Origin of the sequence: Streptomyces sp. CBMA152 (assembly GCF_014596475.1) — a bacterium.
Lineage (GTDB): Bacteria > Actinomycetota > Actinomycetes > Streptomycetales > Streptomycetaceae > Streptomyces.
In genome coordinates this window covers 361762-378026 of record NZ_MECJ01000033.1, presented here as the reverse complement: position 1 = coordinate 378026, position 16265 = coordinate 361762, and the positions used below count along the sequence as shown (strand labels likewise).

Genomic DNA, 16265 nt, shown 5'->3' with positions numbered 1-16265 from the left:
CCCGCGTCTCAAGAATCAGGACCCTGCGTGCCCGCGACTCCTACCAACGTGCCCGAGCCGAGCCGTACCGACCCGGCTCTGATCCGCAATTTCTGCATCATCGCGCACATCGACCACGGCAAGTCGACCCTTGCCGACCGGATGCTCCAGCTGACCGGTGTGGTCGACCAGCGGCAGATGCGTGCTCAGTACCTCGACCGGATGGACATCGAGCGCGAGCGCGGCATCACGATCAAGAGCCAGGCCGTTCGGCTGCCCTGGGCCCCCACCGAGGGACCCGGCCAGGGCAGCACGCACATCCTGAACATGATCGACACCCCGGGGCACGTCGACTTCACGTACGAGGTGTCGCGGTCGCTCGCCGCCTGTGAGGGGACCGTCCTGCTCGTCGACGCCGCCCAGGGCATCGAGGCGCAGACGCTGGCGAACCTCTACCTCGCCATGGAGAACGACCTCACCATCGTTCCCGTGCTGAACAAGATCGACCTTCCCGCCGCCCAGCCGGAGAAGTTCTCCGAGGAGCTCGCGAACCTCATCGGCTGCCAGCCGGAGGACGTGCTCAAGGTCTCCGCGAAGACCGGTGTCGGCGTGGACGCGCTGCTCGACCGGGTCGTGCGCGACGTGCCCGCGCCCGTCGGTGTCGCCGACGCCCCGGCCCGCGCGATGATCTTCGACTCGGTGTACGACTCGTACCGCGGTGTCGTGACGTATGTCCGTGTGGTCGACGGCCAGCTCAACAAGCGTGAGCGGATCCGGATGATGTCCACCGGGGCCACGCACGAGCTGCTGGAGATCGGTGTCTCCTCGCCCGAGATGACGCCGTCCGACGGCCTCGGCGTCGGTGAGGTGGGCTACCTCATCACCGGTGTGAAGGACGTGCGCCAGTCCAAGGTCGGTGACACGATCACCTCCCTGAACAAGGGTGCGACCGAGGCGCTCGGCGGTTACAAGGACCCGAAGCCGATGGTCTTCTCGGGTCTGTATCCGCTGGACGGCTCCGAGTACCCCGACCTGCGCGAGGCGCTGGACAAGCTCCAGCTCAACGACGCCGCGCTCGTCTACGAGCCGGAGACCTCGGCCGCGCTCGGCTTCGGCTTCCGCGTCGGCTTCCTGGGTCTGCTGCACCTCGACGTGATCCGCGAGCGGCTGGAGCGCGAGTTCGGGCTCGACCTGATCGCCACCGCGCCCAACGTGGTCTACCGCGTCGTCCTGGAGGACGGCAACGAGGTCACCGTCACCAACCCGAGCGAGTTCCCCGAGGGGAAGATCTCGGACGTGTACGAGCCGGTCGTGCGCGCCACGATCCTCGCGCCCAGCGAGTTCATCGGCGCGATCATGGAGCTCTGCCAGACCCGTCGCGGCACGCTCATCGGCATGGACTACCTCTCCGAGGACCGCGTCGAGATCCGCTACACGCTGCCGCTCGCGGAGATCGTCTTCGACTTCTTCGACCAGCTGAAGTCCAAGACCCGCGGCTACGCCTCCCTGGACTACGAGCCCACCGGCGAGCAGTCCGCGAGCCTGGTCAAGGTCGACATCCTGCTGCACGGCGACAAGGTCGACGCCTTCTCCGCCGTCACCCACAAGGACGCCGCCTACGCCTACGGTGTGCGGCTCGTCGCCAAGCTGCGCGAGCTCATCCCGAGGCAGGCCTTCGAGGTGCCGATCCAGGCCGCGATCGGCTCCCGGGTCATCGCCCGCGAGACCATCCGCGCCATCCGCAAGGACGTCCTCGCCAAGTGCTACGGCGGTGACATCTCCCGTAAGCGGAAGCTGCTGGAAAAGCAGAAGGAGGGCAAGAAGCGGATGAAGATGGTCGGCTCCGTGGAGGTCCCGCAGGAGGCCTTCATCGCGGTGCTGTCCAGCGACGAGTCCGCGGGCAAGAAGAAGTAACCAGGCGAATCGGCGACAGGGTGTGGCCGGTTGTTACCCGCCAGTCACCCCTCACCGACATACGGACCCCTACTCCTCGGAGTAGGGGTCCGTTCGTTATGAAACCCCTTCCGCTGCCCCTTACGCGGGGGCCGGGAGCGCTCTACTCTGATCACGGCCCGATGGTTACTCGCCAGTTAAACAACAGCAGCCCCAGCCCTGCCGCAGGCCGGCCCGGAGGACGTCGTGAGCGACACACAGACCTTGATCGAGAATCGGCCACCGTCCGTGGCGGCCCTCTTCGTCCAGCGCGTGGAGGCCACTCCTGACCTGGAGGCCTACCGGCATCCGGTCCCGTCCGCCGACGGCACGGGCCCCGACGAGTGGAAGTCGCTGACCTGGGGCCAGGCGGCCGGCCGGGTCTACGCGATCGCCGCCGGTCTCGCCGATCTCGGTGTCGTCTCCGAGCAGCGTGTGGCGCTGGCCTGTTCCACCCGGGTCGAGTGGATCCTGGCCGACCTCGGGGTGATGTGCGCGGGCGGCGCAACCACCACCATCTACCCGCAGACCAACGCCGAGGAGTCGGCGTACGTGCTTGCCGACTCCGAGAGTGTGGTGCTGATCGCCGAGGACGCGGCCCAGCTGGCGAAGGCGCGCGAGCGCCGCGCCGAGCTGTCGGACCTGCGTCATGTCGTGGTGATCGACCCGACGGGCGTCGAGGCCGATGCGGACGACCCGCAGGGCTGGGTGATCACGCTCGCCGAGCTGGAGGAGCGCGGCGCCGCGTATCTGGAGAAGCACCCGGACGCGGTCAAGGAGCGGATCGCGGCCATCACCGCCGACCAGCTGGCCACGCTGATCTACACCTCCGGGACGACCGGCCGCCCCAAGGGTGTGCGTCTGCCGCAGGACAACTGGTCGTACATGGCGAAGGCCATCGCGGCGACCGGCCTGATCAGCGGCGAGGACGTGCAGTACCTCTGGCTGCCGCTCGCGCACGTCTTCGGCAAGGTGCTCACGTCCGGGCAGATCGAGGTCGGGCACGTCACGGCCGTCGACGGCCGGGTCGACAAGATCATCACGAATCTGCCGGTGGTCCGGCCGACCTACATGGCGGCGGTGCCCCGGATCTTCGAGAAGGTCTACAACGGGGTCGCCGCCAAGGCCCGGGAGGCCGGCGGCGCCAAGTACAAGATCTTCAAGTGGGCGGCCGAGGTCGCCCGCGAGTACGCCAAGGTCTCCCAGGACAACTTCCGCCGCACCGGCCGCTTTTCGGCGCCGTTCGCCCTCGCCGCCAAGCACAAGGTCGCGGACGCGCTGGTGTACACGAAGATCCGCGAGGCGTTCGGCGGGCGGCTGCGCGCCTGTGTGTCGGGCTCGGCCGCCCTCGCACCCGAGATCGGCTTCTTCTTCTCCGGCGCCGGCATCCACATCCTGGAGGGCTACGGGCTCACCGAGACCAGCGCCGCCTCCTTCGTGAACCCGGGCGAGTCCTACCGCACGGGCACCGTCGGCAAGCCGCTCCCCGGTACCGAGGTGCGCATCGCCGACGACGGCGAGATCCTGCTGCGCAGCCCCGGCGTCATGCAGGGCTACCACAAGCTGCCCGAGAAGACGGCCGAAGTCCTGGAGTCCGACGGCTGGTTCCACACCGGGGACATCGGCGAGCTCTCCCCGGACGGCTATCTGCGGATCACCGACCGCAAGAAGGACCTGATCAAGACGTCCGGCGGCAAGTACGTGGCGCCGGCCGAGGTCGAGGGCCAGTTCAAGGCGGTCTGCCCGTTCGTCTCCAACATCCTGGTGCACGGCGCCGACCGCAACTTCTGCACCGCGCTGATCGCTCTCGACGAGCCCGCGATCCTCGGCTGGGCCAAGGAGAAGGGCATCACCGGCTCGTACGCGGACGTGGTCGCCCGCCCCGAGACGGTGGAGCTCGTCGACGGGTATGTGAAGCGGCTCAACGAGGGGCTTCAGCGCTGGCAGACCATCAAGCAGTTCCGGCTGCTGCCGCGCGATCTCGACGTCGAGCACGGCGAGTTGACGCCCAGCCTGAAGCTGAAGCGGCCGGTCGTCGAGCGCCAGTACAAGGCGCTGATCGAGGAGATGTACGCGGGCTCGCGCGAAGCCTGACCGCCTGATCGCACAGGGACGACCGACGGCGGGGCCTAACGGCCCCGCCGTCGTCTCATGTCCCGTATCAGCTCCTCCATCGCCGCCAGGCGCTGGCGCAGCTCGCCCAGCTCGGGCGGGCCGCCTCTGATCAGCTCCTCCTCGATCGAGGCCAGCTGCCGCATGATCTCGCCCAGTTGCTTCTGCTCCTGGTCGAGCAGCCGCTCCAGCTGGCGGTTCTTGCGGTGCAGATCGAGGAAGACGTTCACCTTGGCCCGTAGCACCCAGGGGTCGAACGGCTTGGCCAGGAAGTCCGCCGCGCCCGTCGCGTACCCCCTAAACGCATAGCCGCTGTCGCCCTCCGCGCCGGTCAGGAAGATGATCGGGACGTCCTTCGTCTGGTCGAGGCGCTTGATGTTGGTCGCCGTCTCGAAGCCGTCCATGCCGGGCATGCGTACGTCGAGCAGGACCACCGCGAACTTCTGCCGCAGCAGCGCCTTCATCGCCTCCTCGCCCGAACGCGCCCGTACCAGCGGCTCGTTGAGGGAACCGAGGACGGCCTCCAGGGCGATCAGGTTGTCCTCCATGTCGTCGACCAGCAGGATGCTCGCCCGGTCGCCGGGTGGTGCCTGGGTGCTCATGGTCTCGCCTTATGTGGTCTCTGGAGCAGCGGCGGACTCCCCGGTGCCGCTCGACTGCTCCGGGACAGAGGGAACGCGCGGCTCCCCGGTCTCGCCCTCCGGGTCCAGCAGGGCGCAGACGACGGTGAGGAGCCGGTCTACGTCGACGGGCTTCGGCACGTACTCGTTGGCGCCCCGGGCGATCGACTTCTCGCGGTCGCCGGGCATCGCCTTCGCGGTCAGTGCCACGATCGGCAGCTCGGCCCAGAGCGGGCTGCGGCGGATGGCCTCGATCGTCTCGTAGCCGTCCATCTCCGGCATCATGATGTCCATCAGGACGAGCTCGACGTCGGGGTTGCGCTCCAGGGTCTCGATGCCCTCGCGGCCGTTCTCCGCGTAGAGCACGGGCATGCCGACCCGGCCGAGCACATGGGTGAGCGCGAAGACGTTGCGGATGTCGTCGTCGACGATCAGCACCCGCCGCCCGGGAAAGACCTGGCCCGCCCGGCCGCGCTGCCACTCCTCCAGCTTGGTGGTGGTGGGCCAGTCGTCGTCCTCGTCCGGCAGGGTCAGGTGCGGGTCGGCGAGCTGGTCGGACGGCCGGAGGTTGAGCTCGGAGGGCTGGTCGGGCTCGCCGGGCAGATGGCCCGGGTAGAGCACCGGTACGTACAGGGTGAAGGTGGAGCCGTCGCCCGGCTCGCTCTCGGCGATGATCCTGCCGCCGAGCAGGCCCGCGATCTCGCGGCTGATGGACAGGCCAAGGCCCGTGCCGCCGTACTTGCGGTTGGTGGTGCCGTCGGCCTGCTGGAACGCCTCGAAGATCACGGGAAGTTTCTCCGGCGCGATGCCGATGCCCGTGTCGGTGACCGCGAAGGCGATCAGGTCGTCGGAGCCGCCCAGGAGGCGGTTCTCCGGGTCCTTGACCCGGCTGACGCGCAGCTCGACGCGGCCCGACGAGGTGAACTTGATCGCGTTGGAGAGCAGGTTGCGCAGGATCTGCTGGAGCCGCTGCTCGTCCGAGTACATCTCACGCGGCACGTCCTCGCCGACCGCCACCTCGAAGGCGAGACCCCGGTCCAGGGTGATGGGGCGGAAGGTGGCGTGGACGTAGTCGAGGACCTTGATCAGCGGGAGCTTCTTGGGGCGTACGTCCATCCGGCCCGCCTCGATCTTCGACAGGTCCAGGATGTCGTTGATCAGCTGGAGCAGATCGGAGCCCGAGCGGTGGATGGTGGTGGCGAACTGCACTTCCTGGTCGGAGAGGTGGTCGTCCGGGTTGTCGGAGAGCAGCCGGGCCAGGATCAGCAGCGAGTTCAGCGGGGTGCGCAGCTCGTGCGACATGTTCGCCAGGAACTCCGACTTGTACTGGGAGCTGCTGGCGAGCAGCGCGGCCTTCTCCTCCAGGGCGGCGTTCGAGCGCTGCAACTCGGCCTGCTGGCGCTGGAGTTCGTCGGAGCGCTCCTGGAGCTGGACGGCGAGCCGCTGGGACTCGCTGAGCAGCGACTCGGTACGGGAGTTGGCGATGATGGTGTTGATGGCGACGCCGATGGTGTTCACGAACTGGTCGAAGAAGGCCAGGTGGACATCGGAGAAGCGGGAGAACGAGGCGAGCTCGATCACTCCGAGGAGCTCGTCCTCGAAGAGGATCGGGATGATGACGACGCTGGCCGGGGAGGCTTCCCCGAGACCGGAGTTGATCTTGATGTAGTCGGGCGGGGCCTCCTCCAGGAGGATGCGTTTCTTCTCCAGCGCCGCCTGGCGGACCAGCCCGTGGCCCGGCATGCCGGTGGTGTCGACGGTCGCGCCCTGCGCGGAGCCGTATCCCGCGATGAAGGCGAGACCCTTGGTCGTCGACGTCGTACGGGACGGGGTGCCCTCGCTGTCCGGGGCGGCCAGGAAGAACGCGCCGTACTGGGCGTTCACCAGCGGGGTGAGCTCGCGCAGGATCAGGTCGGCGACCTCCATCAGGTCGCGGTGGCCCTGCATCAGACCCGCGAGCCGGGCCAGGTTGGACTCCAGCCAGTCCTTGGCGCGGGTCGTCTCGCGCAGGTTGGACACCATCAGGTTGATGTTGTCCTTCAGCTCGGAGACCTCGCCGCGCGTCTCCACGGTGATCGAGCGGGACATGTCGCCCTGCGCCACCGCCGAGGCCACCTCGGCGATCGCGCGGACCTGGGTGGTGAGGTTCAGCGCGAGCTCGTTGACGTTGGTCGTCAGGCGCTTCCACGTCCCGTACACGCCCTCGACGCGGGCCTGGCCGCCCAGCTGGCCCTCGGAGCCGACCTCGCGGGCGACCCTCGTCACCTCGGAGGAGAACGAGGAGAGCGTGTCGACCATCGTGTTGATGGTGGTCTTGAGTTCCAGGATCTCGCCGCGCGCGTCCACGTCGATCTTCTTCGACAGGTCGCCCTGGGCCACCGCGGTCGCCACCTGGGCGATGTTGCGGACCTGCGAAGTCAGGTTGTCCGCCATGTAGTTGACGTTGTCGGTCAGGTCCTTCCAGACGCCCGAGACGCCGAGGACCTGGGCACGCCCGCCGAGGCGGCCGTCGGTGCCGACCTCGCGCGCGACCCTCGTCACCTCGTCGGCGAACGCGCGCAGCTGCTCCACCATCGTGTTGACGGTGTCCTTGAGCTCCAGGATCTCGCCGCGCGCGTCGACCGTGATCTTCTTGGAGAGGTCGCCGTTGGCGACGGCGGTCGTCACCTGCGCGATGTTCCGTACCTGGGAAGTGAGGTTGGAGGCCATGAAGTTGACGTTGTCCGTGAGGTCCTTCCAGACTCCGGAGACGCCTCTGACCTGGGCCTGACCGCCGAGGTTTCCCTCGGTGCCGACTTCGCGGGCCACGCGGGTGACCTCGTCGGCGAAGGCGGAGAGCTGGTCGACCATCGTGTTGATCGTCGACTTCAGGCCCAGGATCTCGCCCTTCGCCTCGACCGTGATCTTCTTGCCGAGGTCGCCCTGGGCGACGGCGGTCGAGACGAGCGCGATGTTGCGGACCTGCGAGGTCAGGTTGTCCGCCATGAAGTTGACGTTCTCGGTGAGGTCCTTCCAGACCCCGGAGACGCCTCTGACCTGGGCGCGGCCGCCGAGGTTTCCTTCGGTGCCGACTTCGCGGGCGACGCGGGTGACCTCGTCGGCGAAGGCGGAGAGCTGGTCGACCATGGTGTTGATCGTCGACTTCAGCTCCAGGATCTCGCCCTGCGCGTCCACCGTGATCTTCTGCGAGAGGTCGCCGTTGGCGACGGCGGTCGTCACCTGGGCGATGTTGCGGACCTGCGAGGTCAGGTTGGAGGCCATGAAGTTGACGTTGTCCGTGAGGTCCTTCCAGACCCCGGAGACGCCCCTGACCTGGGCGCGGCCGCCGAGCCGCCCCTCGGTGCCGACTTCGCGGGCGACGCGGGTGACCTCGTCGGCGAACGCGGAGAGCTGGTCGACCATCGTGTTGACCGTGAGCTTCAGCTCAAGGAGCTCGCCGGTCGCCTCGACCGTCACCGTACGGGTGAGGTCGCCGCGCGCCACCGCCGTCGTCACCGCCGCGATGTCGCGGACCTGGGCGGTGAGCCGGGAGGCCATGGTGTTGACGGCCTCGGTGACGTCACGCCAACTGCCGCTCAGCCCCTGCACCTTGGCGCGTCCGCCGAGCCGTCCCTCGGTGCCGACCTCCCTCGCCACCCGGGTGACCTCACCGGTGAACAGCGAGAGCTGGTCGACCATCTTGTTGACGGCCCGGCCGAGTCTGCGCAGATCGCCGCGCAACTGCCGGTTGCCGTCGTGCAGATCGACCCGCTGGGTCAGATCACCGCCCGCCACCGCGTCCAGGACGCGCGTCGCGTTCGCCGCCGGGACGACCAGGGCGTCGATCAGCGAGTTGGTGCTCGCCACACCGGCCGTCCAGGCGCCCTGCCCGGGACTGGCCGCCAGCCGCTCGTCCAGGCGCCCGTGCCGGACGACCTCACGGCGTACGCGGGCCAGCTCGTCCGTGAAGTGCTGGTTGCGGACGGCGATCTGGTTGAAGATCGCGTTGAGCTCCGCGGGTATCCCCTCCTGGGTCTCCTGGAGCCGGACGCGGAAGTCGCCGTCGCGCAGCGCCGTCATCGCGGCCAGCAGCGGACGCAGCTCCAGTGCACGGATCCAGTCGCCCTCACCAGGAGGCACGGCACTGTCATGGTTCATCTCGGCCCACTTCGGTGACTCGGCGCTTATGGGCACGCTCAGTCTGTCACTCTGTCGGTGTCATGAGCGGCGCATTGTGAGAACCGGTCAGGAGCCGCACCGTGGGGTCCATTCCAACGCAGCGGGAGAGCGTGAACCGCCTACTGAACTCGCCCGCTCCGCCCGACGCGACGGAGTACGGCGCCCGGTCCTGCGCCCGCACCAGCCTCCCTGGCAACCCGCTCGCCCCGTCCGCCGCCCGCCGCTTCGTGCGGGCCGCGCTCGCCGACTGGACGGACCAGGGACTGCCCGGCGCGACCCGGCTCGGCGACCGACTCGCGGACGACGCCGCCATACTGGTCAACGAGCTCGTCACCAACGCGGTGGTCCACGCGGGTACCACGGTCGAGCTGGTCTGCCGCCTGGAAGCGCCGGCCGGCGGCGACCTGGGCGGGGTGGTCCTGGAGGTCTCCGACCACCATCCCTCCAGAGCTGTACGGAGCGAACCGCGCGCCCCGCGCGAGGCGGGCGCGCCGGAGTACGGCCGGGGACTGCACCTGGTGGCGGCGCTCTCGGAGTCCTGGGGCATCACGTACCGCACGGGCCTCAAGACCGTATGGGCCCGCCTTGAGTTGGTGGAGGACGGCGAGGGCGACGGGAGCGACGGGGACGGGCACTACGACCCCGGGTCCGACGCGCGCCTCCAACGCGGGCTGCGCGCCGCCGAGATACTCACCAACGCGCCCCGGCGCACCTCGTCCGAGCACGACCGGGACTGGGTCAACCGGGGCGCGCTGTCCTTCCTCGCCGAGGCCTCCGACCTGCTGGCGGGCCAGTTCGACGAGGACATGATCGCGGCGCTCGCCGGACAGCTCCTGGTGCCCCGGCTCGCCGACTGGTGCGCGATCTGGCTCGACCCGGAGGCGGGCGGCCCGCTGGGCTCGCCCCGGCTCGCCCGGGTCTGGCACGCCCGCGAGTCCGGCATCGAGGAGCTGCGGGCGGCCCTGGAGAAGGAGCCGCCCCGGCTGCCGGAGTCGGCGCGCGGCGGACCGGTGCCGATGCCCTGGCCGTGCCAGGACGAGGACGACGGGGCGGCGCTCGCCTACCGGATGGTCGCGGGTGGCCGGTCGGTCGGCGTGCTCATGCTCGGCCGGGGCGGGCTGATGCGCATCCCCGACGAAGTCACCGGCCTGGTCGAGGACTTCGTACGCCGGGTGGCCCTGGCGATCGGCGCCGCGCGCCAGTACACCCGGCAGGTCACCATCAGCCGGGTGCTCCAGCGCGGACTGCTGCCCGCGGGCGTCGCGGAGATCCCGGGGGTCGACAGCGCGCTGGTGTACCAGCCGAGCGGCGAAGGGGTGGCCGGGGGCGACTTCTACGACCTGTTCCCGGGCGCCGACGGCCGCTGGTGCTTCGCGCTCGGCGACGTCCAGGGCAGCGGCCCGGAGGCGGCGGTCGTCACCGGCCTCGTGCGGCCGTGGCTGCGGCTGCTCGCGCGCGAGGGGTACGCGGTGCACGACGTGCTCGACCGCCTCAACAAGCTGCTCGTCGACGACGGCGTCGAGGCGGCGGAGGCGGCCGCCCGGATGGTCGCGACGGCGGGCGGCCACGAGATGCCCGAGGGGCCCCAGGCCCGATTCCTCTCCCTCCTCTACGGGGAGCTGGTGCCGGTCCCCGAGGACCAGGGCGGCGGCGCCCGCTGCACCCTGGCCAGCGCGGGCCACCCGCTGCCGCTGCTCCTCAACCCCGAGGGCACGGTACGGGCGGCGGCGGTGCCGCAGGTGCTGATCGGAGTGGTCGAGGGGGCCGCGTACGAGAGCGAGAGCTTCCGGCTGATGCCCGGCGACAGCCTGCTGTGCGTCACGGACGGGGTGACCGAGCGGCGCTCCGGTTCGCACATGTTCGACGACGAGGACGGGCTCGCGACGGTGCTCGCCCAGTGCGCCGGGCTGACGGCGTCCGGGATCGCGGAACGGATCAAGCGCGCGGTGTACGCGTTCGGCGCGAAGCCGCCGGAGGACGACCTGGCGCTGCTGGTGCTGCAGGCGCACTGAGGACGGCGGGCAGGGTTCCCTCGCGGGTGGCGGACAATGGGGTCATGCCTTCCGTACTGCCCGATGGTGAGCCCATGCCCGAGGACGGGGCGCTGCCCGGTTCCGCCCTGGAGGGCGCGGGGGAGCGGCCGCTCGGCTTCTACCTGCACGTTCCGTACTGCGCCACGCGCTGCGGCTACTGCGACTTCAACACCTACACCGCCACCGAGCTGCGCGGTTCCGGCGGCGTGCTCGCCTCCCGGGACAACTACGCCTCGACCCTGATCGACGAGATCCGCCTCGCCCGCAAGGTGCTGGGCGACGACGACCGTCCGGTCCGTACGGTCTTCGTCGGCGGCGGCACGCCGACGCTGCTCGCCGCCGGTGATCTCGTACGGATGCTGGCGGCGGTACGGGACGAGTTCGGGCTCGCGGACGACGCCGAGGTGACGACGGAGGCGAACCCCGAGTCGGTGGACCGGGCGTATCTGGAGGAGCTGCGGGCCGGGGGCTTCAACCGGGTGTCCTTCGGGATGCAGAGCGCGAAGCAGCACGTGCTGAAGATCCTCGACCGTACGCATACGCCCGGGCGGCCCGAGGCGTGCGTCGCCGAGGCGCGGGCGGCGGGGTTCGACCACGTCAACCTGGACCTGATCTACGGGACGCCGGGGGAGTCGGACGACGACTGGCGCGCGTCGCTGGCGGCGGCGGTGGGGGCGGGCCCCGACCACATCTCCGCGTACGCGCTGATCGTCGAGGAGGGTACGCAGCTGGCGCGGCGCATTCGCCGGGGCGAGGTCCCGATGACGGACGACGACGTCCACGCGGACCGGTATCTGATCGCGGACTCGGTGCTGGCGGAGGCGGGCTACTCCTGGTATGAGGTGTCGAACTGGGCCACGTCGGAGGCCGGGCGGTGCCTGCACAACGAGCTGTACTGGCGGGGGGCGGACTGGTGGGGGGCGGGTCCTGGGGCGCACAGCCATGTGGGCGGCGTGCGGTGGTGGAACGTGAAGCATCCGGGGGCGTACGCGTCGGCGCTGGCTGCCGGTCGTACGCCGGGGGCGGGCCGTGAGCTCCTGCCCGCGGAGGACCGCCGGGTGGAGCGCATCCTGCTGGAGCTGCGTCTGCGCGACGGCTGCGAGCTGTCGCTACTGCGCCCGGCGGGCCTGGCGGCGTCGCGCCGCGCCCTGTCGGACGGCCTCCTGGACCCGGGTCCGTACGCCGAGGGCCGGGCGGTCCTGACCCTGCGGGGGCGACTGCTGGCGGACGCGGTGGTCCGTGACCTGGTGGATTAGCCCCCACCCCGCCCCTTCCCGAAAGCCTCCGGCGGTTGTTCGTTCGCCTGGCCGCCGGTGGGGGCTTGTCGCGCAGTTCCCCGCGCCCCTTAATGGGCCCGAAGGGCCCTCCTAGGGGCGCGGGGAACTGCGCGAGCAACCCAGCACGATCCGCACCCAAAGAACCCGGCTGCCCGCCCAGGGCTTTCGGGAAGGGGTGGGGTGGGGGCCGAACCCCCGGCAGCCCTACGGCGCCGTCACGAAGTCGATCAGTTCCTCCACCCGGCCCAGCAGCTCCGGCTCCAGGTCCTTGTACGTGCGCACCCCGGACAGAATCCGCTGCCACGCCGCCCCGGAATTCGGTGGCCACCCCAGCGCCGCGCACACCCCCGTCTTCCAGTCCACCCCCCGCGGCACCACCGGCCACCCCTCGATCCCCACGGACGCCGGCTTCACCGCCTCCCAGACGTCGATGTAGGGATGCCCGGCGACCAGGACGTGTTCGCCCGTGACCGCCGCCGCGATGCGGGACTCCTTGGAGCCGGGGACCAGGTGGTCGACCAGGACTCCGAGGCGCGCGTCGGGGCCGGGGGCGAAGTCCGCGACGATCGCGGGGAGGTCGTCGATGCCGGAGAGGTATTCGACGACGACGCCCTCGATCCGCAGGTCGTCGCCCCACACCTTCTCGACGAGCTCGGCGTCGTGGCGCCCCTCGACATAGATCCGCCCCGCCCGAGCCACCCGCGCCCGCGCCCCGGGCACGGCCACCGACCCCGACGCCGTACGGGTGGGGCGAGCAGGGGCCGCCGACGGGCGGACCAGCGTCACCACCTTGCCCTCCAGCAAGAACCCGCGCGGCGCCAGCGGGAACACCCGGTGCTTGCCGAAGCGGTCCTCCAGCGTCACCGTGCCCGCCTCGCAGCGGATCACCGCCCCGCAGAAGCCGGTCGTCACCTCCTCCACCACCAGATCGGGCTCGGCGGCGACCTCGGGGGCCGGGGCCTGCTTCTTCCAGGGCGGGGTCAGATCCGGGCTGTAGCTGCGCATTCGGATGAGAATACGGGCTGAGCCGGAGACGAAGGGAACTTACGACACGCCGAATTGGGCTGCCAGCGACGCCCGTTGCTCGCGTACGAACCCCGCGTCCACCACCGCCCCGTGCCCCGGTACGTACACCGCGTCCTCCCCGCCCAGCTCCAGCAACCTGTCCAGCGCCGCGGGCCAGCGCGTGCGGACCGCGTCCGGGCCCGCCTGCGGTTCGCCGGACTCCTCGACCAGGTCGCCGCAGAAGACGATCTCGGGGGAGCCGGGGATCAGCAGGGCCAGGTCGTGGCCGGAGTGGCCCGGGCCCACGTTGGCCAGCAGGACCTGGCGGCCGCCCAGGTCCAGCGTCCACTCGCCGCTCACGAAGTGGTGCGGCGAGACCAGCAGGTCGGCCGCCTCGGCGGCCTGCGCCACCGGGACCCCGTGGGCGGTCGCGCTCACCTTCAGGGCCTCGCCGTCCAGGACCCGGTCGATGCCCACCGCCCCGTACACCTCGCAGCCCGAGAACGCGGCCGTGCCGAGCACATGGTCGAAGTGCGGATGGCTGAGTGCGATATGGGTCACGCGGCGCCCGGCGAGCGCCTGCGCCTGGGCGCGCAGTTCGGCGCCCTCGCGCAGCGTGGACCCCGTGTCGTACAGCAGTACCGCCTTGTCGCCGACGACCAGGCCGGCCGTCGCGTCCCAGCCGGGCAGCCGGCGGCGGCCGACGCCGTCGCCCAGGCGCTCCCAGCCGTACTCCTCCCAGCGGATGTTCGTCGTGTCGATGCCCATGACTGCGACGGTATCCCGGGTCACCGGGCGCGTCGCTCGACCGCGCCGCGAGCGGCAACGGTGGCCGCCCTTGCTAGGGGTGTACCGGTCGGCCGTACACTGGCCGGGGGAATGCTGGCACTCGAACGCACAGAGTGCCAGGCAGAGCGGCCAGGGACCACAGCTGGAGGTGTGCGCGGTGCTCAGTGAACGCAGACTCGAAGTGCTGCGCGCCATCGTCCAGGACTATGTCGGCACCGAGGAGCCGGTCGGGTCGAAGGCCCTGACCGAGCGCCACGCGCTCGGCGTCTCACCGGCGACCGTGCGCAACGACATGGCCGTCCTGGAAGAGGAGGGCTTCATCGCCCAGCCTCACACCAGCGCGGGCCGTATCCCCACGGACAAGGGCTACCGGCTGTTCGTCGACAAGCTCGCGGGCGTCAAGCCCATGACGTCGCCGGAGCGGCGGGCCATCCAGAACTTCCTGGACGGGGCCGTCGACCTCGACGATGTCGTGGCGCGCACGGTGCGGCTGCTCGCGCAGCTGACCCGGCAGGTCGCCGTGGTGCAGTACCCGTCGCTGACGCGCTCGACCGTGCGGCATGTGGAACTGCTCTCGCTCGCGCCCGCCAGGCTGATGCTGGTGCTCATCACGGACACCGGGCGGGTCGAGCAGCGGTTGGTCGACTGCCCGGCGCCGTTCGGCGAGACCTCGCTCGCGGATCTGCGGGCCCGGCTCAACAGCCGTGTCGTGGGGCGCCGCTTCGCGGACGTACCGCAGCTGGTGCAGGACATGCCGGAGTCCTTCGAGCCGGAGGACCGAGGAACCGTTTCGACGGTTCTGTCCACCTTGCTGGAAACCCTGGTCGAGGAGACCGAGGAGCGGTTGATGATCGGCGGCACCGCCAATCTGACCCGCTTCGGACACGATTTTCCCCTGACCATTCGGCCGGTGCTGGAGGCACTTGAGGAGCAGGTCGTGCTCCTCAAACTGCTCGGCGAGGCCAAGGAATCGGGCATGACCGTACGTATCGGGCATGAGAACGCCCATGAAGGGCTGAACTCCACGTCCGTCGTCTCGGTCGGCTACGGTTCGGGCGGCGAAGCCGTCGCAAAACTCGGCGTGGTCGGACCGACCCGCATGGATTACCCCGGAACGATGGGAGCGGTACGCGCAGTGGCACGTTACGTCGGACAGATCCTGGCGGAGTCGTAAGTGGCCACGGACTACTACGCCGTACTGGGCGTACGCCGCGACGCATCGCAGGACGAGATCAAGAAGGCGTTCCGGAGACTGGCGAGGGAACTTCACCCCGATGTGAACCCCGACCCCAAGACCCAGGAGCGGTTCAAGGAGATCAACGCCGCTTACGAGGTGTTGTCGGACCCGCAGAAGAAGCAGGTCTACGACCTCGGCGGCGACCCCCTGTCGTCCTCCGGCGGCGGTGGCGCGGGCGGCTTCGGCGCGGGCGGGTTCGGGAACTTCTCGGACATCATGGACGCGTTCTTCGGCACGGCCTCGCAGCGCGGCCCGCGCTCGCGGACCCGCCGGGGCCAGGACGCCATGATCCGCCTGGAGATCGACCTCAACGAGGCGGCCTTCGGGACCACCAAGGAGATCCAGGTCGACACGGCGGTCGTCTGTACGACCTGCTCCGGCGAGGGCGCCGCTCCCGGCACCTCGGCGCAGACGTGTGACATGTGCCGCGGCCGCGGCGAGGTCTCCCAGGTCACCCGGTCCTTCCTCGGCCAGGTCATGACCTCGCGGCCGTGCCCGCAGTGCCAGGGCTTCGGCACCGTGGTGCCGACCCCGTGCCCCGAGTGCGCGGGCGACGGCCGGATCCGTTCGCGGCGCACCCTCACCGTCAAGATCCCGGCCGGTGTGGACAACGGCACCCGGATCCAGCTGGCGGGCGAGGGCGAGGTCGGCCCCGGCGGCGGCCCCGCCGGCGACCTCTATGTGGAGATCCACGAGCTGGCGCACGACGTCTTCCAGCGGCGCGGCGACGATCTGCACTGCACGGTGACCATCCCCATGACGGCGGCGGCGCTCGGCACCAAGGTGCCGCTGCAGACGCTGGACGGCATGGAGGAGGTGGACATCCGCCCGGGCACCCAGTCGGGCCAGTCCATCCCGCTGCACGCACGCGGTGTGACGCATCTGCGCGGCGGCGGCCGGGGCGATCTGATCGTCCACGTCGAGGTCACCACGCCGACCAAGATGGACCCCCAGCAGGAGGACCTGCTGCGCCAGCTCGCCAAGCTGCGTGGCGAGGAGCGCCCCCTGGGCCAGTTCCAGCCGGGCCAGCAGGGCTTGTTCTCCCGACTGAAGGACGCGTTCAACGGCCGCTGATGTCCATAGCCCGGGGGCGCGTCCCCCGGGCCCCGGACGCGATTCGGGT

At 70.3% G+C, this 16265-nt stretch carries 10 protein-coding genes; 6 read left to right on the top strand and 4 right to left on the bottom strand.

The features are described from left to right. The first annotated feature begins 27 nt into the window (after positions 1-27). Together lepA and BG418_RS34740 are read left to right on the top strand one after the other, a co-directional pair. Entirely contained in the window at positions 28-1893 is a 1866-nt protein-coding gene (lepA, locus tag BG418_RS34745; RefSeq protein ID WP_188278043.1) for a translation elongation factor 4, read from the top strand. A gap of 225 nt (positions 1894-2118) precedes the next feature. Then, a complete protein-coding gene (locus tag BG418_RS34740) occupies positions 2119-4005 on the top strand; it encodes a long-chain fatty acid--CoA ligase (protein WP_188278042.1) in 1887 nt (628 codons plus the stop codon). A gap of 35 nt (positions 4006-4040) precedes the next feature. Here BG418_RS34740 and BG418_RS34735 read toward each other — a convergent pair whose 3' ends face one another. Continuing rightward, positions 4041-4625, bottom strand: a complete 585-nt coding sequence (locus BG418_RS34735; protein ID WP_188278041.1) for a two-component system response regulator — start codon at positions 4623-4625, stop codon at positions 4041-4043. A gap of 9 nt (positions 4626-4634) precedes the next feature. Beyond that, on the bottom strand, positions 4635-8702 hold the full coding sequence (locus BG418_RS34730; protein WP_399001675.1) for a HAMP domain-containing protein: 4068 nt from the start codon (positions 8700-8702) through the stop codon (positions 4635-4637). A 179-nt stretch (positions 8703-8881) separates the two neighbouring features. On the opposite strand from BG418_RS34730, the gene BG418_RS34725 reads away from it, so the two are divergent. Both BG418_RS34725 and hemW read left to right on the top strand, forming a co-directional pair. Then, entirely contained in the window at positions 8882-10813 is a 1932-nt protein-coding gene (locus BG418_RS34725) for a SpoIIE family protein phosphatase (protein WP_188278040.1), read from the top strand. 44 nt (positions 10814-10857) lie between these two features. Continuing rightward, complete coding sequence (gene hemW, locus BG418_RS34720; protein ID WP_188278039.1) at positions 10858-12090, top strand: radical SAM family heme chaperone HemW; 1233 nt, start codon at positions 10858-10860, stop codon at positions 12088-12090. 225 nt (positions 12091-12315) lie between these two features. On the opposite strand, the gene BG418_RS34715 is transcribed toward hemW, so the two are convergent. Further along, positions 12316-13116 (bottom strand): DUF3097 domain-containing protein, encoded by an 801-nt coding sequence (locus tag BG418_RS34715; protein WP_188278038.1) that lies wholly within the window; start codon positions 13114-13116, stop codon positions 12316-12318. A gap of 39 nt (positions 13117-13155) precedes the next feature. After that, positions 13156-13884, bottom strand: coding sequence for an MBL fold metallo-hydrolase (locus BG418_RS34710; protein WP_188278037.1), 729 nt, complete (start codon positions 13882-13884; stop codon positions 13156-13158). A gap of 178 nt (positions 13885-14062) precedes the next feature. Here BG418_RS34710 and hrcA point away from each other — a divergent pair, with 178 nt between their 5' ends. Both hrcA and dnaJ read left to right on the top strand, forming a co-directional pair. Beyond that, positions 14063-15079: a heat-inducible transcriptional repressor HrcA gene (hrcA, locus tag BG418_RS34705; RefSeq protein ID WP_188278036.1), complete on the top strand. Its 1017-nt coding sequence runs from the start codon at positions 14063-14065 to the stop codon at positions 15077-15079. Next, on the top strand, positions 15080-16216 hold the full coding sequence (gene dnaJ / locus BG418_RS34700; protein ID WP_188278035.1) for a molecular chaperone DnaJ: 1137 nt from the start codon (positions 15080-15082) through the stop codon (positions 16214-16216). The last annotated feature ends 49 nt before the right edge of the window (positions 16217-16265 follow it).

Coding starts and splice junctions, on each gene's coding strand:
- BG418_RS34735 (WP_188278041.1), bottom strand. CDS start 4,625: ATGAGCACCCAGGCACCACCCGGCGACCGGGCGAGCATCCTGCTGGTC.
- BG418_RS34730 (WP_399001675.1), bottom strand. CDS start 8,702: ATGACGGCGCTGCGCGACGGCGACTTCCGCGTCCGGCTCCAGGAGACC.
- hemW (WP_188278039.1), top strand. CDS start 10,858: ATGCCTTCCGTACTGCCCGATGGTGAGCCCATGCCCGAGGACGGGGCG.
- BG418_RS34715 (WP_188278038.1), bottom strand. CDS start 13,116: ATGCGCAGCTACAGCCCGGATCTGACCCCGCCCTGGAAGAAGCAGGCC.
- BG418_RS34710 (WP_188278037.1), bottom strand. CDS start 13,884: ATGGGCATCGACACGACGAACATCCGCTGGGAGGAGTACGGCTGGGAG.